Origin of the sequence: Rhizobium sp. RHZ01 (genome assembly GCF_014851595.1) — a bacterium.
In the GTDB taxonomy this organism is placed as follows: domain Bacteria; phylum Pseudomonadota; class Alphaproteobacteria; order Rhizobiales; family Rhizobiaceae; genus Rhizobium; species Rhizobium altiplani.
Map to the genome: position 1 here is coordinate 109,848 of NZ_JACUZZ010000013.1, position 19,375 is coordinate 129,222.

Below are 19,375 nucleotides of genomic sequence, written 5' to 3' on the forward strand. Positions count from 1 at the left end.
AGAACTGACCGTCACGCGGCACTCGGAAGCGCCGGCAGGCAAGCCTCGCAGATCGCGGCAACATGCCGGTGATCGGTGCCGCAGCAGCCGCCGACGATCCTGATTTGCGGCATTCTCTGCATCAGCTCCCTGTACCGCTGCCCGAGATCGACCGGATCGCCGGCATCCAGCGTTTCGCTGTCGTCCAGTTCGGCATGGCTCATGCGCGAGGCATTTGCCCGCAGCCCATGAATGCGTTTTGTCCATCCCGCGCGATGATCCAGCGCCTCGGCAAAATGCGTCGGATGCGCGCAATTGATCATGTAATAGGCCACCGAACCGCCCGTCGCCGCATCCGTCGTCTCGATTACCTCCTGCATGCTGCGCCCGGTCACCAGCTTGCCGTCGGTCTCGACCGTGAAGGAGATAACGCAGGGCATATCCCGGGCCGAGGCCGCCCGGGCGATACCGATTGCCTCGTCGATGTTGTTCAGCGTGACGGCGGAGATCATGTCCGCATCGCTCTCGGCAAAGCTGCCGATCTGGACGCTGTGATAATCCTCGGCTTCGGCCGCGTTCATCCGGCCGGCCTTGTACCCATCGCCGCGTGGCCCCATCGCGCCGCTGAGCACGATCGGCCGCCCCGGCTCCTCGTGCCGCTCGCGCAATCCCGCAAGCAGGGCAATGCTTTGAACGTTTGCGTCATGCAGCGCCTCCGGCGTGTAACCCAGCTTTTCCGCCCAATCGGGGCTCGCCCTCCATGTCGGGCTGTCGAGAATGAAGCCGGCGCCATGCTTGCGGGCGATGTCGAGGTAACGGCGATAGTAGGCGCGCAGCCGGTCGCGGCCTTCTTCTGAAGCCATCATCACGAAGGATGCGAAGTGCGGCAGCTGCAGCCCGTCATGAAAGATGAAGGTCGTTTCCATGCCGCCGTCGGTGACGAATGCGCCGCCCTTGAGTTGCGGCAGACTGTGTCTGTACTTGGCCATGACAATCCCTCTATGTGCAAGCAATTCTCACGAACAAGTTCTCCGCTTCCGGGCTGCGAAACTAGACGACTTGCGGTATAGTTGGGCATCGCATGATGTTTGCCTTTGATTTCAGCCGCTTCCGCGGGGCGGATGACAAAAGGCCTCCATATAGACCAGAGCTGGCGGGCAAAAACCGTACCGGCGGTACAGGGAATTTGATGCGCAAGGGCCAGGAGACCAGAACCCGCATCCTGGATGTGGCCGAAACTGCCGTCCTGCAGAAGGGCTTCGGCGGCACCTCGATCGAAGAGCTGATCGCCGAGACCGGCATCACCAAGAGCGGCTTCTTCTACCACTTCCGGGACAAGAACGCGCTCGCCAAGGCGCTGCTCGAGCGGTACATCGAAAACGACGAACGAATCTACGACGAGATATTCACCCGCGCCCGCGAGCTGACCGAAGATCCGCTGCAATCCTTCATGCTCGGTCTGAAGCTGCTTGCCGAACTGCTGTCCGACCTGCCGAACGGCCATCCGGGCTGCCTCGTGGCCACGGTCTGCTACTATGAACGCCTGTTCGACCGCGACATCCAGGAAACCAACAAGCAGGCGGTGCTCGCCTGGCGACGGCGGTTCCGCGGCATGTTCGAGGAGATCATGGTAGTCTACACGCCGCGCGAACCGATCGAGATCGACCAACTGGCCGACATGGTTTCGACGGTGCTCGAGGGCGGCATCGTCCTGTCGAAGGCCTTGAAGGAACCGCAGGGGCTCGCCGACCAGGTTCTCGTGCTGCGCAGCTTCGTGAAGCTGCTGTTTCAGCCGCAGATCGTTCGCCAGTGATCCGGCCTAGCGGTCGTCTTCCATGGCAGCCGCCATCTCGGCGAGCTTGCGCACGGTATTGAGATTGCGCGCCGTTCCTGGTTTCAAGGCCGGCAGCTTGAGCTTCGATTTGCCGGAGCCAACAGGGAAGTGGACATAGATTTCGCGCCCGGCGAGAACGGCCTCTTCGCCATCGGGGGCCACCATCTTGTCCAGCGCATCATCAGGCGCCGCTTCCGGTAGGAAGCTTACCAGGAGATAGTTGGGCTTGGCATCTGGGAAGGGCGCGTTGGCGGCAATCGCTTCCAACTCCTTGCGGCTGCGCAGCATCACGCCGGGCTTCTTGCCGAGCAGCTTTCCCAGCGCGTCGTCCAGCTTCTGCTCGACCTCGACCTCTGCTGCATCGGCGCGAAACAGCACGTTGCCGCTCTGGATGTAGGTCCTCACGTCGCTGAAGCCGAGCTCTTCGCAGACCGCCTTCAGCTCCGCCATGGGCAGCTTGCCCGTGCCGCCGACATTGATCGCCCTCAGGAGCGCCACATAGACCGTCACGGGCTCCTCCAGCCGATTATATCTTGCCCGCGACCTTGATCGCGAAAGCATATTCGAAGGCGATCTCCTCGAGGCGCTGGAAGCGCCCCGAAGCGCCGCCATGGCCGGCATCCATGTTGGTCTTCAACAGGATCGGTGCCGAGCCGGTGGTCTTTTCGCGCAGCCGCGCCGCCCACTTTGCCGGCTCCCAATAGGTGACGCGCGGATCGGTGAGGCCGCCGAGCGCCAGGATCGGCGGATAGGCCTTGGCGCCGACATTGTCGTAGGGCGAATAGGCGGCGATCTGCTCGTAGTCTTCCTTGCTCTCGATCGGGTTGCCCCATTCCGGCCATTCCGGCGGGGTCAGCGGTAGCGTGTCGTCGAGCATGGTGTTCAGCACGTCGACGAAGGGAACGGCGGCGATCAGGCCGGCGAACTTTTCCGGCGCCATGTTGGCAACGGCGCCCATCAGCATGCCACCGGCCGAGCCGCCCTCGGCGATGATGTTGGCATAGGAGGTGAACTTCTCCTGATTCAGATAGTCAGCGGCGGCAATGAAGTCCTTGAAGGTGTTGGTCTTCTTTTCCATCTTGCCGTCTTCGTACCAGGCAAAGCCCTTGTCCTTGCCGCCGCGGATATGGGCGATGGCATAGACGAAGCCGCGATCGGCGAGCGACAGGCAGTTGGTGTTGAAGCCGGCCGGAATGGTGATGCCGTAGGCGCCGTAGCCGTAGAGCAGGCAGGGTGCCGAACCGTCGAGCGGCGTGTCCTTGCGATAGAGCAGGGTGACGGGCACCTGTTCGCCATCCAAGGCGGGCGCGAACACGCGGCGGGTGACGTAATCGTCCGGATTGTGGCCCGAGGGCACCTCCTGGGTCTTCAACAGCGTGCGCTCGCGCGTCACCATGTTGTAGTCGTATAGCTGCGACGGCGTCGTCATCGAGGAATAGGAGAAGCGGATGACGTCGGTGTCGTATTCCGCGGCCCCCTGCAGCCCGAGCGAATAGGCCTCTTCGGCAAAGGCGATCGCGTGTTCCTCGCCGGTGCGACGGTCACGGATGATTATCTGCGGCAGGCCATCCTTGCGCTCCAGCCAGAGCAGGTGGCGGGCATAGGCCATGTGGCTGATGATCAAGGTTCCCGGCTTGTGCGGCACGACCTCGCGCCAGTTCGCCTTGCCCGGGTTTTCAACCGGCGCTTCCATGATCTTGAAATCCTTGGCGTCGCCGTCATTGGTCAGGATGTAGAAGACGTCGCCGCCTTCCGTCATCGAATATTCGATGCCTTCCTCGCGCTCGGCGACCAGCTTCGGCTCGGCCGTCAGGTCCTTGGTGGACAGCAGGCGGTATTCCGAGGTCTCGTGATCGTGGATGTCGATGTAGATGAAGTCGTCGAGCAGCGAACCGCCGACGCCCATGAAAAAGCCCGCATCCTTTTCCTCATAAACCAGCCGGTCTTCAGATTGAGGCGTGCCAATAATGTGGTGAAACACCTTCGACGGGCGGTGGTTCTCATCGAGCGCAGAATAGAAGAAGCTCTTGCCATCGGGCGCCCAGACGCCGCCGCCGCCGGTGTTCCCGATCACGTCGGCCAGGTCCTCGCCAGTCGCAAGGTCACGCACGCGCAGCGTATAGAACTCAGAACCCTTGTCGTCGTAACCCCAGATGCCGCGGCTGTGGTCGGTCGAGTGATCGAGGCCGGCGAGCCTGAAATAGGCCTTGCCCGCGGCCTCCTTGTCGCCGTCGAGCAGAACGGTGCGGATAGCCTCGTCCTTGACGGCGCCGTTACGCGGAATCCGGAAATAGCGAGGCTGTTCGCCGCCGGTCACGAAGAAGGTACCGTAGGCGTAGTCGCCGTCCTTCATCGGCACGGAGCTGTCGTCTTCCTTGATGCGGCCGCGCATCTCCGAAAACAGCGTCTTCTGCAGCACCTTTGTGTCTTCCATGGCCGCGTTCATGTAGACGTTTTCGGCTTCCAGATGTTGGCGGATCGCGGGATCGAGGATCGCGGGATCCTTGAACATCGCCTGCCAGTTGTCGGCGCGCAGCCAGGCATAGTCGTCGGTGCGGGTGATGCCGTGGCGCGTATCGGAGATCGGCTTCTTGGTGGCGACGGGTGGGTTCGGCAGGTTCTTGAAGACGGTCAAGGAAAGCTCCGGAAACGTGATGTCAGGTGGGCAAGAGATAGAGAGGCGGATGCCTGGGATCAAGCGCCCAAGACGGACCTGTGGCAAAAGCGAAGGAATGCTCACGTTGCCTTGATGTCACCACATTGTTTAAGAAAGTCCGCTATGCCACCCGGAATTCGCCCCTCGTACGACCGTCAAAACCACGGTTCTCCACAGGCGATTCCGGAATGAGAATGCAAAGGAATCCCACCGTAATGCCAAAACGTCTCGTGTTGCTTCTGTCCGCATTTAGCCTTGCTTTTCCAGCCTTCGCAGTCGATCCCGCCATCAAGAAGCAACTCGAAAAGCTCGATCCCGCGACCCGCCTCGAACAGAGCTGTGACACGGAGGCGATGAGCCGAATCAACAAGGACGAGACCGGCTACAAGCCCGACAAGGTCATCGCCTACACGTTCAAGGATCCCGTTCCGAGCGACGACAGGCTGGAGGCGCCAGGCGCGGTCTTCCGCAGCAAGGGCGACTGGTATCATCTCTCCTACACCTGCATCACCGGCCCGCAGCACATCAATGTCCGCGATCTGCAATACAAGATTGGCGAAAAGGTCCCGCGCGAGAAGTGGGAAAAATATTACCTCTATGATTGATCGCGGCGCGCGCCGTGAGTTGCCTTTCTGAAGCCTTAGTCCTCAGGCATCAGAATTGCCGCTGAAGCCGGCGGCGAATCGCAGCAGCGACCGCAGGCGGCATCAAACCACATGGCGCCTGACCGCGATGTGCATTATGCAGCGCTTGAACCACGAACGGCTTCTCTTTGGCATGAATCGTATTCTTCTCGTTTCGGCGTTGCTGATCGCATCCGCCTCGATTGTGTCCGCTGCCGCTCCTCCGCCGGAGGAAGCGCCGGTCGTCACCGCGCCCTCGAAGGTCGTGCAGGCCCCCAAGATGGCAGCAGGGCCGAAGCTGGTTGAGCCGCATCTGCGCATTGCCCGGTCGGGCATCAAGGGTCACGCGCGGGTGGCGCTGACCTTTGACGCTTGCATGGGTCAGGCCGACGACCGCATCCTCTCGGTGCTGGTCCAGGAGCGCATTCCCGCGACCATTTTCGTCACTGCGCGCTGGCTGAAGCACAATCCGCAGGCGCTGCAGGTCTTCCTTGAGAATCCCGATCTGTTCGAACTCGAGAACCACGGTCAGAATCACGTTCCAGCCGTCGACAAGCCGGTCTCGATCTATGGCATCGCGTCCGCGGGCTCGCCCGAGGCCGTGCGGCAGGAAGTGCAGGGCGGTGCCGATGCGATGCTCGCAGCCGGTATTGCCCCGCCGCACTGGTTCCGCGGCTCGACCGCCAAATACGACCTCTCCGCCATCGCCCAGATTCGCGACATGGGGTACCGCATCGCCGGTTACTCGGTGAATGGAGACGGCGGCTCGCTGCTCGGCGCCGTTGTCACGGAAAAGCGCATTGCATCGGCCAAAGACGGCGACGTCGTGATCTCCCACATCAACCAGCCGACCCACGCCGCCGGCGAGGGCGTCGCCAAGGCGATCGTCGATCTCATGGCCAAGGGTGTCGAATTCGTCCGGCTGCAGGATGTCGAGGACACCGGCGACGACCGGACGACGCAGTGAGCTAGCCAAGGGCGCTCTGTAGCGTTTCCTCACTCACGTTCGAGGGTCGAGGCACGTCGGGCGCGTCGCGATCCAGCGCGAAATCATCAAACCAGTCGCGGTACCCTCCGCCGATCAGTGCGCCGATAACCTGTGTCGCAAGATAGGAGAAGGTGATGCCGTTGCCGCCATAGCCATAGGCGGCATAGACTTGTGGCATCGAGGGAACCGGACCGATCAGCGGTAGCCCGTCCGACGTCGCCCCGAACGTGCCGCACCATGCCGTCGCGACGCGGGTGTCGGCGCTGGACCAGAGCCGCTTCATCTTCTCCCGGATCGTCATGATCTTTTCGGCCAGCTTGGCGTCGCGGGCCGCGGGGTCGACGGTGTCGTCATCCTCGCCGCCAGCGATGATCCGCCCATCAGGCGTCGTGCGCATGTAGAGATAGGGGTGGCTGTCTTCCCAGATCAGCACCTGATCGCGCCAGAGCGCTGCCGGATCCTGCGGTATCGTCGCCAGCGCCCAGCTCGATGTCATCCGGTGCTGTTTCGGCATATCGATGCCCGGCATGGCGTAGCCGGTGGCGAGCACCGCCGTTTTCGCCTCGATGACGAACGCACCGTCTGTTTCGGAGCTGACCCGCCCGCCTTCGCTATGTAGCTTGGTGACCGAGGCGCTGACCAGGCGCGCGCCTTGCTTCACGGCAATGTCCAGCAGGGCCCAGGTCAGGAGCAGCGGATCGGCCTCCGCCGAGCCGCGCGACAGGATGCCCCCATCGCGGTCGATTTCGAACTCGGTAAAGAGATCGCAATGTTCCAGATACCGGCTTGGCAGTCCGGCACGACGACGCAGCTCGACCTCCCTGCGAAGATCGCCCGCGCCCTCCTGGTTATTGGCGAGGAACAGCGATTGCCGGGGAAGCAGGTTGCAGGCGATCCGGTGGGCGACGATCAGCTTGGAGAGACCGGCGACCGAGGCTGCGCTCCGCCTGTAGATGCCGGCGGCGCGTTCGAAGCCATGGAAACGCTCGAGTTCGCTCAGCGTTCGGTCTATCTCCCACTGCAGCATGGCGGTGCTCACTGCCGTGCTGCCGAGACCCGGCGTCTCGCGATCGACGATGACCACGGAAAGACCTCGTTCCGCGAGGTGCTGGCCCATCAGCGCGCCGGTAATCCCGCCGCCGATCACCATGGCGTCGACTTTGAGATTGTCCTGAAGTGGCTGGTAATTGGGCTTTGTTCCTGCGTGGCTCCAAGGGGAGGTGCCGCTCTTCAGCCGGTTCTGGCTGGAATCTGCAAGATCGATTTCTGCCATCTGACGCTTCTTACCTCAATTATTTCGGCAATTGCGGTTGCAGTCTCTCTTCGATGAAAAGTTCATCGACGATGGTCATGACAATCAGCGATAGTGGTAGTGCCAGCATAGCACCAACTGCGCCCCACATCCAAGTCCAGAACAAGATCGCCAGAAACACCACGAAGGGATTGATTTCCAGGCGCTTTCCCATGACCGCCGGGAAGATCAGGTTTTCCATGACGAGGTGGACGATGAAGAATGCCGCCGCTGGCATAAGGCCCACCACGATGCCGTCATGCGTGATGATCCCCGCGATGGCGACCGCCAGCGTCATCATCGTAATGCCGAGATAGGGGATGAAGCTCGACAGGAACGCGAAAAAGCCCCAGAGCACCGGCGCCGACAGGCCCCCTACATAGGCGATCACCATCATCACGAGGCCAAGGCAGACGTAGATCAGCGACGCCGTCGCAAAATAAAATCCGAGAACCTGTTCCACGCCGTTGATCACGCGGATGGCGGCAAGCCGCTGCGAGCGCGACCGGAACACCATAATGATGGATTTGCGCAACGTCACCCGTCCGGCAAGGAAAAGCAGCAACGCGGCGAAGAAGATCAACGCCTGCACGAGGGCAGGGGTGAGGTTGGTGCTGACGAGATGCACGACGTTGCCAGTGTTCTCCAGAAGCTTCTCACTCGACATTGGCCCGGTCTGGAAAGTCTCCGGCGTAATGTGCAGCCACTTGATGCGCTCGAGATAGGGCATGAGGCGGTTGAAGGTCTTCTCGACGAAGGCCGGGCCCTCGTTGACGAGCCTTGTCACCGGTCCGGCAAGCGAATTGGCGAGAAGCGCGATCACAAGCGCAACCGCAGTAGACAGGATGACCGCATTGGTGATGCGCGGCACGCCGAGCTTGCTGAGCTTTTCCGCCAGCAGCCCAAGGATCATGCCGACGACGACGGCGAGCGTCACCGGAATGAGGATCAACGACATCATGTAGATGGCCGATAGTGCAAGCACTCCAAAGATACCGATGATGGCCCAGGCCATGCTGACATCAAGCCCGTCCTTCTCCAGGCGACGCATCGGCGCTTGTGGCATCTCCTCCGTGTCCTGGGTCAGTTTTTCTGCCCAGGCGCTGACGGGAGTCGTGCCCACTGTCATTTTGCTGGCCTGCTTGCGGATGCCGTTGGCAATTCCCATCGATAGACGATCCCCGGAAGCCCAGTTGCTTCGCGACGGAAACGCGCGGAACCCCTTCAGGTTCCTAAGGTCAGGCAGACAGGGTCAGGCCGATGCCCCAGGGATCATGCAGGAAGACACCGCCATTGCGCGTTTCACTCTTGATCTCCAGTTCGTCGAGCTTGGTGACAGCTTTTTTGAGCGCTTCCTTGTCGTTGAAGCGTAGCGTGTAGTCGGAAAGGCCCGTCATGCCCTCGGCGCGGGTGCCGGCGCCGCGGCTGTTCCAGATGTTGGCGGCGACATGGTGATGGTAGTCGCCGGTCGCAAAGAAGCTGGCGCCGGGATAGCGCGCCATCAGCTTCAGGCCAAGAATATCGCGGTAGAAGGTGTCTGCTTCCGGAATGTTGCCGACCTGCAGGTGGATGTGGCCGATTGCCGTTCCGTCGGCCATTCCGTTCCAGGCATCGTTGGGTGCGCTGTTGTAGAGCGGTTGCAGATCAAGGCGAAGCGTCGCCATTTCCACCTGACCGTCCGGCTGGAATTTCCATTGGTCGTGGGAACGGTCGGCATAAATCTCGATGCCGTTGCCTTCCGGATCGGAGAGATAGATGGCCTCGCTGACGAGGTGATCGGATGCGCCGTCCAGGACGACATTGTTGTGCGCCGCGTGGCGCAGCCAGCGGGCGAGCTCGGTGCGGCTGGGCATCAGGAAGGCCGTATGGAAAAGGCCGGCTGCGTTGCGCGGTGCGACACGCACATCCTTGCCTGTCGTCAGCGTCAGAAGCGGCGTGCCGTCGACACCGAGGATTTCGCCGCTCGCGCTTTTCTCGATGACATTAAGGCCAAGCATCGATTGATAGAAATTGGAAACCAGCGGCAGGTCGGTGACGACGAGATGCGACTGATCGACATAGGCAGGACGCGTCAGGGCGTAGGACGTTTCAGTGGTCATGGGTGTATCTCCTGCCTTGGATGGGGGAGGCATACCGGCGGTAGCGGCGAAAGCGCCGCCCGTAGCAATACCAAGGAATTTGCGCCGGTTCATGTGCCTCAGAGGTTCCCTTGGTCGCTGTACTTGATCCCTATATGGCGCATTCTGATTGTTCACAGAAGATCCGATTTTGACGATTCAGCGTTCGATGCTTGTTGACAAGAATCCATCCTGATCTTGATCTTGATCAAAGCGCCTTATTTATCTCTTGAGAGGATGTGGCCGGAAGAAACGGCAGCGCTGGAGGGCCTGAATGTACAAGAGAATCATCGTTCCGATAGAAATAGGCGGGTTGGACAGGGGCGAAAAGGCGCTCCGCAAGGCATCCACGCTCCTTGAAAAAGGTGGCGAGATCATTTTGCTCAACGTTGTCGAGGACGTTCCCACCTATGTCGCGATCGATCTGCCGCCCGAGCTGCGGCAAAACGCGATCGACGATGCCGAACAGAAACTCGGCATGCTGATCCGCACGAGCGGCATACCGGCAATGATCGAGATCGGTCACGGCCGCCCCGCCCACAGTATCCTCGCTGCCGCCGAAGCGCATGATGCGGATCTGATCATCGTCGCCTCGCACATTCCCGACTTCAGCAACTACTTCATCGGTGCCACCGCCGACCGCGTCGTCAGGCATGCCAAATGCTCGGTGCTGGTCGATAGGCAGCGCTGAGAAGAAAACAACGGCAAAAGACCGATGGAGGAATATCCATGACCGACACGCAGACCTACGAGCAGATCCTACGCAACCGCCAGCGCGAGCTTCTATCGCGGCTGAGTCGCATCGACGTTGATCTCGGGCGCACCAAGGAGCAGGACAGCGACGACCGCGCGATCGAGAGCGAGAACGACGAAGTGCTGGAGGGGCTTGGCCAGGCCGGCCAGGAAGAGCTGCGCGCCATCGACGCAGCCCTCGATCGGATCACGAAAGGCACGTATGGCACCTGCGTCCGCTGCGGCGAGCCGATTTCGAAGAAGCGTCTCGGCGCCGTACCCTATGCCCCGCTCTGCGAAGACTGCATGAGCTGAAAGGCTCTAAGTCATTAAGGTGGCATGTCATCAAGGGTGGCCCATTTTCAGGCTACCCTTCTGCCTTCCACCTGTGTATCTCCACGCCGAAGCCAGAGCGTCCAAGGCTCACGAAGATGTAACGGCGTGCCATCGCTGTTGTGTTGCCTGCACACCGTTTCGGTGCGACGATCGGTTGGAAAGGTGAGGGGTTTCCCGGCATGACAGAGTTCAACGGCATCCGCTGGGCTTACGACAAATATGAGCTGATCGCCGATGGGGTCGTCCATGGCATTGGGCTTGCTTTCGCGCTCATCGGCGCGACCGTTCTGATCTTTTACGCCACTCTCTGGAGTTCCAATGGCGAACTCGCGGCGGCATGGATCTACAGCGTAGGCCTCGTGCTGACGATCGGCATCTCCTTCTCCTATAACGCCTGGCCGGTTTCGCGGACGAAGTGGTTCCTTCGCCGGCTCGATCATTCCTCGATTTTCATCCTGATCGCCGCCACCTACACACCCTTCCTGGAGCGTGGCGCCGACAGTCCGCTGCTGTTCGGGATGCTCATCGGCATCTGGGCGATCGCGGGGCTCGGCATCTTCCTGAAGTGCGCCCTTCCAGGCCGCTTCGACAAGGTTGCCATCCTTCTCTACCTCGGCATGGGGTGGAGCGGCATCTTCGTGGCCGGGCCGGTGGCGGAGCGCATCCCCTTTGTATCGATGCTCCTGATCCTCATCGGCGGGATCATCTATTCCCTCGGTGTCATCTTCCACGTCTGGGAGAAGCTGCGCTTCCAGAACGCCATCTGGCACGGCTTCGTGGTCGCCGCGGCGGCCGTGCACTACTCGGCGGTGCTCACCTGCTTCAGCATGGCAGGCTCCGGGGTCTGATCAGCCGGCCTGCGTGTCCATTTCGATCAATTCTCTGCTATCGCGAATGATCGCTTTCGTCCCGTCATTTCGTTGGTTTACAACGCTGAATGCCGGGCGTATGCCGCTTGCCGGAACCGAACTGAAATTGGACTTGATATGAACCACGCCGTTCTCGTGCGCGATGCCACCGAAGCCGACCTCCCGGCAATCCGCGATATTTATAATCACGCTGTCGAGCATACGACCGCCATCTGGAACGAAACGCTGGTTGATCTCGACAACCGCATCGAGTGGTTCAAGGCCCGCAAGGCAAAGGGCTTCCCGGTCATCGTTGCGGAGAAGGATGGCAAGGTCACAGGCTATGCCTCCTATGGTAACTGGCGAGCCTTCGACGGCTACCGCCACACGGTCGAACACTCAGTCTATGTCGACAAGGATTGCCGCGGCGCGGGGATCGGCGAATTGCTGATGCGGGCGCTGATCGAGCGTGCGGCCGAGGCCAACATCCACGTGATGATCGCCGGCATCGAGGCGGCAAACGCTGCGTCCATCAAACTGCACGAAAAGCTTGGTTTCCGCGTTGCCGGCACCTTCTCGGAGGTCGGCACGAAGTTCGGCCGCTGGCTCGATCTGACTTGCATGGAGCTTAGGGTCACGAAGTGAGCCTCATCGTTCTCACTGGCGCTTCCGGATCGGGCAAGACGGCGATTTCCAAGGCGATCGCCGCTCGGTTCGCTGGTGAAATCGACGTCTACCATTTCGATGACATCGGCGTTCCCCCGCTCTCGCGGATGGCGGCGGACTACGGCTCGCCAGCCGGATGGCAGCGGGCCATGACCTTCAAGTGGTTTGAGAGCCTCGCGGAGGCACAGCACTCCGGCCGAAATCAGTTGCTCGAAGGCCAGATGCGCCTTGCATTTCTAGAAGAAGCGGCAACAGCAACAGGCATTGCCTATTTGCCGCTGCTGGCCGACTGCGATGACGAAACACGAACGCATCGCCTGGCGGTCGAACGCCGGCAGCCAGAGCTTGCCAACACCGAAATGATGATCTGGGCATCCTTCCTCCGCCGCGAGGCCGTGGCAAAGAAATGCGCGATATTGGATACGTCCCGCTTGTCGCTGGATGAAAGCGTCCAGGCGGTCGTCGAACGCTTCTAAGCAGCTCGGACGCGAGCTTTTATTTCTCCGGCTCGAACACCATCGCGTGGCCGTTGATGCAGTAGCGCAGGCCGGTCGGCGGCGGACCATCGGGGAAGACATGCCCCAGATGGGCATCGCAAGTGCCGCAGCGGATCTCCGTGCGGACCATGCCGTAGGTCGTATCGCGGAGTTCGGTCACCGCGTCGGGTGAGACAGCTTCGAAATAGCTCGGCCATCCGCAACCGGCATCAAACTTCGTGTCTGAGCGGAACAGCGGTGCATTGCAGCCGACGCAACGATAGAGCCCGGTTTCGAACGAATCCCAATAGGGGCCGGTAAAGGCACGCTCGGTGCCATGCTGGCGGGTGATCCGGTATTGCTCGGGAGTCAGCTGTTCCTTCCACTCCGCGTCGGTCTTGTGAACTTTGGCGATTGTCGTATCGGCCATGGCTTGTTCCTTTCGCGCCGGGGGGCAGCTTTGATTTTCGACAGCAATGTGGTGCGAAAGGTCGCATGGATCAAGGGATGCCGAGCTCGTCAAAGCGTCATCCCGTTCCGGCGAAAACGGCGATGCCGTTGATATTTCGTCGATAAACCGATCGCCCCGGAGGTTTGAGGCGCCCTGGACAGAGTCTGTGACTATCGCTTCAATAGACGCTTCGAAGATACTGCAAGGGGCTGACCGACCCGAGATGATCCGTTCCCTGTGAGTATCCTGCCGCTGCCGGTTGCTCCCGGTCGAACAAGACTTGTGACCGCGCTCCTGTTCTCGTAAACCTGACGGACTTCCGGCTTTCGCCGGCTCCACGAAGCACTGCCAGCAGAGGAGGGCACATGGCCGGTGTCACGGCTTTGACATTTGCGGCCTTGTGTCTGCCACTTCTCGGCGCAGTTCTCGCTCCCTTTCTCGTTCGCGTCCTTGGGGCGAACGCCGCTTGGCTCTTGGCGCTTGCGCCGCTTTTGGCCTTTGCGCACTTCGCCAGCCTGCTGCCGGTCATAGCGGGCGGCGAGGTGATAACAGGCGGCTATGCCTGGGTGCCGAGCTTCGACCTCCGCTTTTCCTGGCTGCTCGACGGTCTTTCGCTGACCTTCGCGCTGCTGATTACCGGGATCGGCACGCTGATCGTCCTCTATTCGGGCGGATACCTGAAGGGGCATCTGGATCAGGGGCGCTTCTTCTCCTTTATTTTCCTGTTCATGGGCGCCATGCTCGGCCTCGTCGTCTCGGACAGCCTGCTGATGCTCTTCATCTTCTGGGAACTGACGTCGATTACCTCCTTCCTCTTGATCGGGTTCGACCACGAGCGCGAGGCAGCGCGTCGCGCCGCCCTGCAGGCGCTCGTCGTTACCGGCGGTGGCGGCCTGCTGCTGCTGGCGGGCCTGCTCCTGATCTGGAGCACGACAAACGCGACTGATTTGTCGACGCTGCTGCAATCCGGCGATCTGCTGCGTGGCAATCCATATTATCTGGCGATCCTGATCCTCATCCTCTGTGGCGCCTTTACCAAATCGGCGCAGTTTCCGTTTCACTTCTGGCTGCCGAACGCGATGGAGGCGCCGACGCCGGTCTCGGCCTACCTGCATTCGGCAACGATGGTGAAGGCGGGCGTCTATCTCCTGATGCGCCTCAATCCCGTCATCGGCGGGACACCGGCCTGGGAGACCTTGCTGCCGCTCTTCGGTGGCGTGACGCTGATCGTCGGCACGCTGCTTGCGATCCGCCAGACCGATCTCAAGCTGCAACTCGCCTATACGACCGTTTCCTCGCTTGGCCTGCTCGTGCTGTTGACCGGCTTCGGCGCGCCCTATGCCACCGAGGCCGCGGCGCTCTACCTCATGGCGCATTCGCTCTTCAAGGGTGCGCTGTTCATGGTTGCGGGCATCATCGACCATGAGACCGGCACGCGCGACATCACCAGTCTGCGCGGCTTGAAAGCGGCGATGCCGCTGACCTTTGCGGCAGCACTCGCCGCGGCTATTTCCATGGGCGGTCTGCCGCCGTTCTTCGGATTCCTCGCCAAGGAAGAGATTTACGCCGCGCTGGCACATGCGGACCCACGATCGATCGTCTTCACAATGGTTGCGGTCGCGGGCAACGCGTTGATGTTCGCGATTGGCTTCGCCGTGGCGCTGAAGCCGTTTCTCGGGCCGGTCCGTGCAACGCCCAAGCACCCACACGAGGCACCGCCATTGCTTTGGGTCGGTCCTGTCTTGCTGGCGCTATTGGGCCTGATGACTGCGGTTTTCTCCGCAACGGCGCACCATTACATCTCGTCTCCAACGGCATCCGCCATCCGTGGATCGGCGAGCGTGATCGAGATTTCCCTTATCCCGCATGTCGGCGTGCCGCTGCTTCTGTCTGGTCTTACGATCGCGCTCGGCACGCTCGTTTATTGGCGGATAGACCAGGCGCGTCTGGCCATGGCGACGGTACTGTGCAAGCTAGGACCCGGACCGGATCGTGGCTTCGATTACTTCATCGTAGGTCTGATTAGATTATCGATGCGCGTAACGCGGTTCGTCCAGCCGGGGCGACTTGAACTCTACATCACCTGCACCTTCCTCTGCCTTGCCGCAATCCTGCTCGTCCCCCTCTGGCTCTATGGCGAAATGCCGATGCTGCCTGTCTGGCCACGGCAGGTCCAGGTCCACGAATGGGCGATCTTCCTGCTCGCCGTTCTTGGTCTGTTGAGCGTTGTCATCGCGCGCGACCGGCTGACGGCGATCGTCTCGCTCGGCATCCAGGGCTTCTCCGTCGCCATCATATTCCTGCTGTTCGGCGCGCCCGACCTGTCCTTCACGCAGTTCATGGTGGAGACCCTGTCGGTCGTCATCCTGGCGCTTGTCATGACCCGCCTTCAATTGTCGCCGACCGATCGGCGGCCGCTCAGCCAGAAGATATTCGACGGCTGCATCGCGATCGCCTGCGGCTCTGGCTTCGCGCTGCTTCTGATGAAGGCCACGCAGGGGCCGTTCAACAATGCGCTGACGGAGTTCTTCAACACTTACTCAAAGACCATCGCGCACGGCGCCAACGTCGTGAACGTCATCATCGTCGATTTCCGCGGCACCGACACGCTGGGTGAGATCGCGGTCGTCGCCATCACCGGCCTTGCGATCCTCGCCCTCATTCGAATCCGCGCGCAGACCGAGCGCAAGCTTGCCGAAAACGATCCTGACGCGCCTGAGGATCTGGGGATCGAGCGCCCATGAACACACTGATCTTCCGCACGATCACGCCGGTGTTGACGGCTCTGATGCTGCTCTTTTCCGTCTTTGTGCTCCTGCGCGGCCACAACGAGCCGGGCGGCGGCTTCATCGGCGGGTTGATTGCCGCCTCGGCGCTGGCGATCTTCGGCATTGCCCGCGGCGTCGGCGCCGTGCGCCGCGCCATCGTCTTCCATCCCCTGGCGATATCAGGGGCCGGACTGTTGATGTCCTGCTCCGCCGGTCTGCTGTCGGTCGTCTTTGCCGTGCCGTTCATGACCGGGCTGTGGATCTATCCTGAGATAGCCAGTGTCGAGGTGCCGCTCTCGACCGTCATGCTCTTCGATATCGGGGTCTACCTGGTGGTCGTCGGTGCCATCACCTCGATCGCGCTGGCGCTTGAGGAAAGGGAGATCGAGTGATGGAGCCGCTGTTTGCGATCCTCGTCGGCCTGTTCTTCGCCGCCGCGATCTATCTGATGCTGTCGAAATTCTCGATCCGGATCATGCTCGGGATCGCCGTCCTCGGCAACGCGGTGAACCTGTTGCTGCTTACCGCAGGACGTTTGACGCGCGAGGTGCCGCCGATCATCGCGGCAAACCTCGATACGCTCCCTAACGGCGCCGCCAATCCGCTGCCGCAGGCGCTGATCCTGACGGCGATCGTCATCTCCTTTTCCTTCCTCGCCTTCCTGCTGGTGCTGACCTATCGCGCCTATCAGGACATCGGCACCGACAACACCGACGAAATGCGTGTCGCCGAGCCCGTCGATCCACCGCTGCCGCCGATGGGGTACTAGATGGCGGCTCCGGTAAGCACGATCACCGATCTCTCGGCTGCGATGGTCACGGCGTCTGTGCCGCTCGCCAACTGGCTCGTCATCGCACCCGTGGCGCTCTGCATCACGCTCGGCGCCGTGCTCTTGATGATGCGCGGCTCGCTGCGACTGCAGGCGCAGGTCGCCATTCCGGGCCTTGCCGGTCTGGTCCTGCTGGATGCCGCGCTGTTGGCGAAGGTGGTGGCGCATGGCCCGCTGACCATGGTCATGGGGCGCTGGCTTCCGCCGTTCGGCATCGCCTTCACCGTCGATCTCTTCGGCGCGATGATGGCCCTGACCGCTGCCATCGCAGCGCTCGCCGGCGGCCTTTATGCGTTGAAGGACGTCACCGAAAGCGGCCGCCGATACGGTTTCTTTCCCTTCCTTTTGCTTCTGATGGCAGGCGTTTCCGGCGCGTTCCTGACAGGCGACGTCTTCAACCTCTATGTCTGGTTCGAGGTGCTTCTCATTTCGTCCTTCGGGATGTTGATCCTCGGCTCCGAGCGCGGGCAGATCGACGGGGCCATGAAATATGCGGTGCTGAACCTGATCGGCACGACGCTGTTCCTGATCTCGGTCGGCATCGTCTACGCTGTCTTCGGCACGCTCAACATGGCCGATATCGCTGGCAAGGTGGAGAGTGTGCGCGACACCGCGCCGCTGATGACCCTGTCCGCCCTCTTGCTGCTGGCCTTTGCCATGAAGGCCGCTGCCTTTCCTGTCAATTTCTGGCTGCCGGCCTCCTATCATACGCCGCGCATCGTCGTGTCGGCACTGTTTGCCGGTCTGCTGACCAAGGTCGGCGTCTACGCCCTCATTCGCGTCATGGTCATGCTGCTGCCGATCGAGCGCGAACAATTGAGCCTTCTGATTGCGGCGGTGGGGGCAGCGACCATCGTCGTCGGCGCGCTTGGGGCGCTGGCGCAGGACGATATCCGCAAGCTCCTCGGCTATGTCGTGATCTCGGGCATCGGCAACATGCTGGTCGGCATAGCGCTAGGCACGCCCGGCGGCCTGTCCGGCGCGATCTTCTACGCGCTGCATTCGATGGTGCTGATGACGGCGCTCTATCTTCTCGCCGGGCAGGCTGCCGCCCTTGCCGGCGGTTTCTCGCTGACCGCGCTCGGCGGCCTCTATCGCAAGAGCGGCGGTTTTGCCGCGTTCTCTTTCATCCTCTTCGTCGCCGCGTGTGGGTTGCCGCCCTTTTCCGGCTTCTGGCCGAAGGTGATTTTGGTCAGAGCATCGATCGACGTCGGCGCCTGGTGGCTGGCCGCCGCGATCCTGATCGGCGGCTTCCTGCTGACGGTCGTATTCGGACGCGTCTTCCTGCTCGCCTACTGGCGACCGGCAACGGCACCGCAGGCGGCAGTGTCAATCAGCTGGCAGGCGGGGCTGCCGCTTTTCATCCTGACAGCTCTTGTCGTTGCTTTCGGCATCCTGCCCGAACAGCTGCTGGACATGGCACAGGCTGCGGCGACCGGCCTCATCGATCCGACAGCTTATCTGCAGTCGGTCTTCCCGGATGGAGGGATGCCATGATCGCCCTGCTGCTGAACGTGCTGCTCGCCATTGCCTGGGCGACCGTTACCGGCAGCGCGTCGCCGCACAACCTCCTCTTCGGCTTTGCGATCGGCGCCCTGTGCTTGTCCATCATCCGCGAACCCTATGGCAGCCGGGGATATCTTCGCCGGTCCTTCGCGATCGTGCGGCTTGCCCTTCTGTTTCTCAAGGAGTTGGCGATCTCGGCCTGGAAGGTCGCCGTCACGGTGCTGACGCCCAACATGCGGCTGCAACCCGGCATCTTCGCCTTTCCGCTGACCGTCGACCGCGATTTCGAGATCACGCTTCTAGCCAACATGATCACCCTGACGCCGGGCACACTGTCGGTCGATGTCTCCGACGATCGCAAGACGCTTTACGTGCATGCGCTGGATTGCGCCGATCCCGAGGCGACCAAGCGCGATATCGCCAACGGTTTCGAGCGCCGGATCATGGAGGCATTTCGATGATCTCCCCGCTTGCCATCATGTCCACGGCCGCCGCGGTTGCCCTGGTCATCCTTGGGATTGCCTTTCTCCTGGCGGGATGGCGGGTCCTCGTCGGGCCGACGCCGCCCGACAGGATCCTGGCGCTCGATACACTGTCAGGCACGGCAATCGGCTTCATCGCCGTATTGGCGGTCAAGACGGGCTTCAGCCTCTATATCGACATCGCCATTTCGCTGGGACTCGTCGCCTTTCTGGCAACGGTCGCCTTCGCGCGTTTCGTGATGTCGCGCGCTCCTGTCGCGGAACGGCACAGCGAAAAAAAGGCGCGTGCCCCGAAAAAGCCCAAAGTCGCGGCCAAACGCAGCGACAAGAATGGCAGGAAGGGCAAGAAATGATAGACTATGCGATAGCGCTCGTCGTCGCTTTCCTTTTGCTGGTCGGTTCGTTGTTTGCGCTCGTTGCCGCACTCGGCGTCGTGCGGTTGCCGGATCTCTACACGCGCATGCACGCCGCTTCCAAGGCTGGAACGGTCGGTTCCGGCATGCTGCTTTTTGCCGCCGGTGTCGCCGCGGGCGAGGTTTCGGTCTTTGCGCGGGCGCTCGCCGGTTTCGTCTTCTTCCTGCTGACGGCGCCGGTCGCGGCGCACCTCCTTGCCAAGGCCGCGCACCAGTCTGGATATCGCCTCGGCCCCCAATCGGTGCGCGATGACCTCGCCAAAAGATGAGAGCGCTTCCGATTCAGTATTTTAAGTTGATTTTTGCACCCTTTTGCAGATTTCTTAATGGTTAATGTTTGGGTTTATGGCAGGCAATTCTTGCGAAATAGACATTTTTCG

At 61.4% G+C, this 19,375-nt stretch carries 22 protein-coding genes; 15 read left to right on the forward strand and 7 right to left on the reverse strand.

Going from position 1 to position 19,375, the window contains the following annotated elements; translation table 11 throughout:
• Window positions 1-11: 11 nt before the first annotated feature.
• On the reverse strand, window positions 12-968 hold the full coding sequence (locus tag IB248_RS15495; protein ID WP_192241181.1) for a homocysteine S-methyltransferase family protein: 957 nt from the start codon (window positions 966-968) through the stop codon (window positions 12-14).
• Between the two features lie 200 nt (window positions 969-1,168).
• On the opposite strand from IB248_RS15495, the gene IB248_RS15500 reads away from it, so the two are divergent.
• Entirely contained in the window at window positions 1,169-1,792 is a 624-nt protein-coding gene (locus IB248_RS15500; protein ID WP_169682860.1) for a TetR/AcrR family transcriptional regulator, read from the forward strand.
• Between the two features lie 6 nt (window positions 1,793-1,798).
• Here the strand turns inward: IB248_RS15500 and IB248_RS15505 are convergent, their stop codons facing one another.
• Together IB248_RS15505 and IB248_RS15510 are read right to left on the reverse strand one after the other, a co-directional pair.
• A complete protein-coding gene (locus IB248_RS15505; protein WP_192241182.1) occupies window positions 1,799-2,323 on the reverse strand; it encodes a DUF1697 domain-containing protein in 525 nt (174 codons plus the stop codon).
• Between the two features lie 16 nt (window positions 2,324-2,339).
• The gene (locus IB248_RS15510; RefSeq protein ID WP_192241183.1) at window positions 2,340-4,448 is read right to left on the reverse strand and encodes a S9 family peptidase; all 2,109 of its coding nucleotides are present in this window, start codon (window positions 4,446-4,448) and stop codon (window positions 2,340-2,342) included.
• Window positions 4,449-4,684: 236 nt separating this feature from the next.
• Here IB248_RS15510 and IB248_RS15515 point away from each other — a divergent pair, with 236 nt between their 5' ends.
• On the forward strand, window positions 4,685-5,074 hold the full coding sequence (locus IB248_RS15515; RefSeq protein ID WP_018116560.1) for a DUF930 domain-containing protein: 390 nt from the start codon (window positions 4,685-4,687) through the stop codon (window positions 5,072-5,074).
• Between the two features lie 172 nt (window positions 5,075-5,246).
• Window positions 5,247-6,059, forward strand: a complete 813-nt coding sequence (locus tag IB248_RS15520; protein ID WP_026372088.1) for a polysaccharide deacetylase family protein — start codon at window positions 5,247-5,249, stop codon at window positions 6,057-6,059.
• A 1-nt stretch (window position 6,060) separates the two neighbouring features.
• On the opposite strand, the gene IB248_RS15525 is transcribed toward IB248_RS15520, so the two are convergent.
• The 3 genes from IB248_RS15525 to IB248_RS15535 all read right to left on the reverse strand — a co-directional run bounded on the left by IB248_RS15525 (window position 6,061) and on the right by IB248_RS15535 (window position 9,470).
• A complete protein-coding gene (locus IB248_RS15525) occupies window positions 6,061-7,353 on the reverse strand; it encodes an FAD-dependent oxidoreductase (protein WP_192241184.1) in 1,293 nt (430 codons plus the stop codon).
• Between the two features lie 19 nt (window positions 7,354-7,372).
• A complete protein-coding gene (locus IB248_RS15530) occupies window positions 7,373-8,539 on the reverse strand; it encodes an AI-2E family transporter (RefSeq protein ID WP_018859463.1) in 1,167 nt (388 codons plus the stop codon).
• 70 nt (window positions 8,540-8,609) lie between these two features.
• Window positions 8,610-9,470 carry a VOC family protein gene (locus IB248_RS15535; RefSeq protein WP_018859462.1) on the reverse strand — a complete coding sequence of 287 codons (861 nt, stop codon included), beginning with the start codon at window positions 9,468-9,470 and terminating at the stop codon, window positions 8,610-8,612.
• Between the two features lie 292 nt (window positions 9,471-9,762).
• Here IB248_RS15535 and IB248_RS15540 point away from each other — a divergent pair, with 292 nt between their 5' ends.
• From IB248_RS15540 to IB248_RS15560, 5 genes are all read left to right on the forward strand, one after another.
• A complete protein-coding gene (locus IB248_RS15540; RefSeq protein ID WP_018116555.1) occupies window positions 9,763-10,179 on the forward strand; it encodes a universal stress protein in 417 nt (138 codons plus the stop codon).
• Window positions 10,180-10,217: 38 nt separating this feature from the next.
• Complete coding sequence (locus IB248_RS15545; RefSeq protein ID WP_018116554.1) at window positions 10,218-10,535, forward strand: TraR/DksA family transcriptional regulator; 318 nt, start codon at window positions 10,218-10,220, stop codon at window positions 10,533-10,535.
• A 200-nt stretch (window positions 10,536-10,735) separates the two neighbouring features.
• Window positions 10,736-11,404, forward strand: a complete 669-nt coding sequence (locus IB248_RS15550) for a hemolysin III family protein (protein ID WP_018859461.1) — start codon at window positions 10,736-10,738, stop codon at window positions 11,402-11,404.
• Between the two features lie 138 nt (window positions 11,405-11,542).
• Window positions 11,543-12,049, forward strand: a complete 507-nt coding sequence (locus tag IB248_RS15555; protein WP_192241185.1) for a GNAT family N-acetyltransferase — start codon at window positions 11,543-11,545, stop codon at window positions 12,047-12,049.
• Entirely contained in the window at window positions 12,046-12,546 is a 501-nt protein-coding gene (locus IB248_RS15560; protein ID WP_018116551.1) for a hypothetical protein, read from the forward strand. The genes IB248_RS15555 and IB248_RS15560 overlap by 4 nt, the downstream gene beginning before the upstream one ends.
• 19 nt (window positions 12,547-12,565) lie before the next feature.
• On the opposite strand, the gene msrB is transcribed toward IB248_RS15560, so the two are convergent.
• The gene (gene msrB / locus IB248_RS15565; RefSeq protein ID WP_018116550.1) at window positions 12,566-12,976 is read right to left on the reverse strand and encodes a peptide-methionine (R)-S-oxide reductase MsrB; all 411 of its coding nucleotides are present in this window, start codon (window positions 12,974-12,976) and stop codon (window positions 12,566-12,568) included.
• Window positions 12,977-13,362: 386 nt separating this feature from the next.
• Here msrB and IB248_RS15570 point away from each other — a divergent pair, with 386 nt between their 5' ends.
• Genes IB248_RS15570 through mnhG form a run of 7 tightly spaced genes read left to right on the forward strand, consistent with a single transcriptional unit; the run spans window position 13,363 to window position 19,264 of the window.
• Window positions 13,363-15,741 carry a putative monovalent cation/H+ antiporter subunit A gene (locus tag IB248_RS15570; RefSeq protein ID WP_192241186.1) on the forward strand — a complete coding sequence of 793 codons (2,379 nt, stop codon included), beginning with the start codon at window positions 13,363-13,365 and terminating at the stop codon, window positions 15,739-15,741.
• Entirely contained in the window at window positions 15,738-16,157 is a 420-nt protein-coding gene (locus IB248_RS15575) for a Na(+)/H(+) antiporter subunit B (protein ID WP_018859458.1), read from the forward strand. Before IB248_RS15570 ends, IB248_RS15575 begins: the two co-directional genes overlap by 4 nt.
• Window positions 16,157-16,534, forward strand: a complete 378-nt coding sequence (locus IB248_RS15580) for a Na+/H+ antiporter subunit C (RefSeq protein ID WP_192241187.1) — start codon at window positions 16,157-16,159, stop codon at window positions 16,532-16,534. Before IB248_RS15575 ends, IB248_RS15580 begins: the two co-directional genes overlap by 1 nt.
• On the forward strand, window positions 16,535-18,091 hold the full coding sequence (locus tag IB248_RS15585; protein ID WP_192241188.1) for a Na+/H+ antiporter subunit D: 1,557 nt from the start codon (window positions 16,535-16,537) through the stop codon (window positions 18,089-18,091).
• Window positions 18,088-18,561: a Na+/H+ antiporter subunit E gene (locus IB248_RS15590; RefSeq protein WP_025661036.1), complete on the forward strand. Its 474-nt coding sequence runs from the start codon at window positions 18,088-18,090 to the stop codon at window positions 18,559-18,561. The genes IB248_RS15585 and IB248_RS15590 overlap by 4 nt, the downstream gene beginning before the upstream one ends.
• A complete protein-coding gene (locus IB248_RS15595) occupies window positions 18,558-18,935 on the forward strand; it encodes a cation:proton antiporter (protein ID WP_192241189.1) in 378 nt (125 codons plus the stop codon). Before IB248_RS15590 ends, IB248_RS15595 begins: the two co-directional genes overlap by 4 nt.
• Window positions 18,932-19,264, forward strand: a complete 333-nt coding sequence (gene mnhG / locus IB248_RS15600; RefSeq protein ID WP_192241190.1) for a monovalent cation/H(+) antiporter subunit G — start codon at window positions 18,932-18,934, stop codon at window positions 19,262-19,264. The genes IB248_RS15595 and mnhG overlap by 4 nt, the downstream gene beginning before the upstream one ends.
• Window positions 19,265-19,375 lie beyond the last annotated feature (111 nt).

Bases quoted from the DNA above. Each gene is read 5' to 3' on its own strand.
- IB248_RS15520 (WP_026372088.1), top strand. From the start codon at position 5,247: ATGAATCGTATTCTTCTCGTTTCGGCGTTGCTGATCGCATCCGCCTCG.
- IB248_RS15530 (WP_018859463.1), bottom strand. From the start codon at position 8,539: ATGGGAATTGCCAACGGCATCCGCAAGCAGGCCAGCAAAATGACAGTG.
- IB248_RS15585 (WP_192241188.1), top strand. From the start codon at position 16,535: ATGGCGGCTCCGGTAAGCACGATCACCGATCTCTCGGCTGCGATGGTC.
- IB248_RS15580 (WP_192241187.1), top strand. From the start codon at position 16,157: ATGGAGCCGCTGTTTGCGATCCTCGTCGGCCTGTTCTTCGCCGCCGCG.
- IB248_RS15550 (WP_018859461.1), top strand. From the start codon at position 10,736: ATGACAGAGTTCAACGGCATCCGCTGGGCTTACGACAAATATGAGCTG.
- IB248_RS15545 (WP_018116554.1), top strand. From the start codon at position 10,218: ATGACCGACACGCAGACCTACGAGCAGATCCTACGCAACCGCCAGCGC.
- IB248_RS15555 (WP_192241185.1), top strand. From the start codon at position 11,543: ATGAACCACGCCGTTCTCGTGCGCGATGCCACCGAAGCCGACCTCCCG.
- IB248_RS15595 (WP_192241189.1), top strand. From the start codon at position 18,558: ATGATCTCCCCGCTTGCCATCATGTCCACGGCCGCCGCGGTTGCCCTG.
- IB248_RS15500 (WP_169682860.1), top strand. From the start codon at position 1,169: ATGCGCAAGGGCCAGGAGACCAGAACCCGCATCCTGGATGTGGCCGAA.
- msrB (WP_018116550.1), bottom strand. From the start codon at position 12,976: ATGGCCGATACGACAATCGCCAAAGTTCACAAGACCGACGCGGAGTGG.
- IB248_RS15525 (WP_192241184.1), bottom strand. From the start codon at position 7,353: ATGGCAGAAATCGATCTTGCAGATTCCAGCCAGAACCGGCTGAAGAGC.
- IB248_RS15590 (WP_025661036.1), top strand. From the start codon at position 18,088: ATGATCGCCCTGCTGCTGAACGTGCTGCTCGCCATTGCCTGGGCGACC.
- IB248_RS15515 (WP_018116560.1), top strand. From the start codon at position 4,685: ATGCCAAAACGTCTCGTGTTGCTTCTGTCCGCATTTAGCCTTGCTTTT.
- IB248_RS15575 (WP_018859458.1), top strand. From the start codon at position 15,738: ATGAACACACTGATCTTCCGCACGATCACGCCGGTGTTGACGGCTCTG.
- IB248_RS15570 (WP_192241186.1), top strand. From the start codon at position 13,363: ATGGCCGGTGTCACGGCTTTGACATTTGCGGCCTTGTGTCTGCCACTT.
- IB248_RS15540 (WP_018116555.1), top strand. From the start codon at position 9,763: ATGTACAAGAGAATCATCGTTCCGATAGAAATAGGCGGGTTGGACAGG.
- IB248_RS15495 (WP_192241181.1), bottom strand. From the start codon at position 968: ATGGCCAAGTACAGACACAGTCTGCCGCAACTCAAGGGCGGCGCATTC.
- mnhG (WP_192241190.1), top strand. From the start codon at position 18,932: ATGATAGACTATGCGATAGCGCTCGTCGTCGCTTTCCTTTTGCTGGTC.
- IB248_RS15535 (WP_018859462.1), bottom strand. From the start codon at position 9,470: ATGACCACTGAAACGTCCTACGCCCTGACGCGTCCTGCCTATGTCGAT.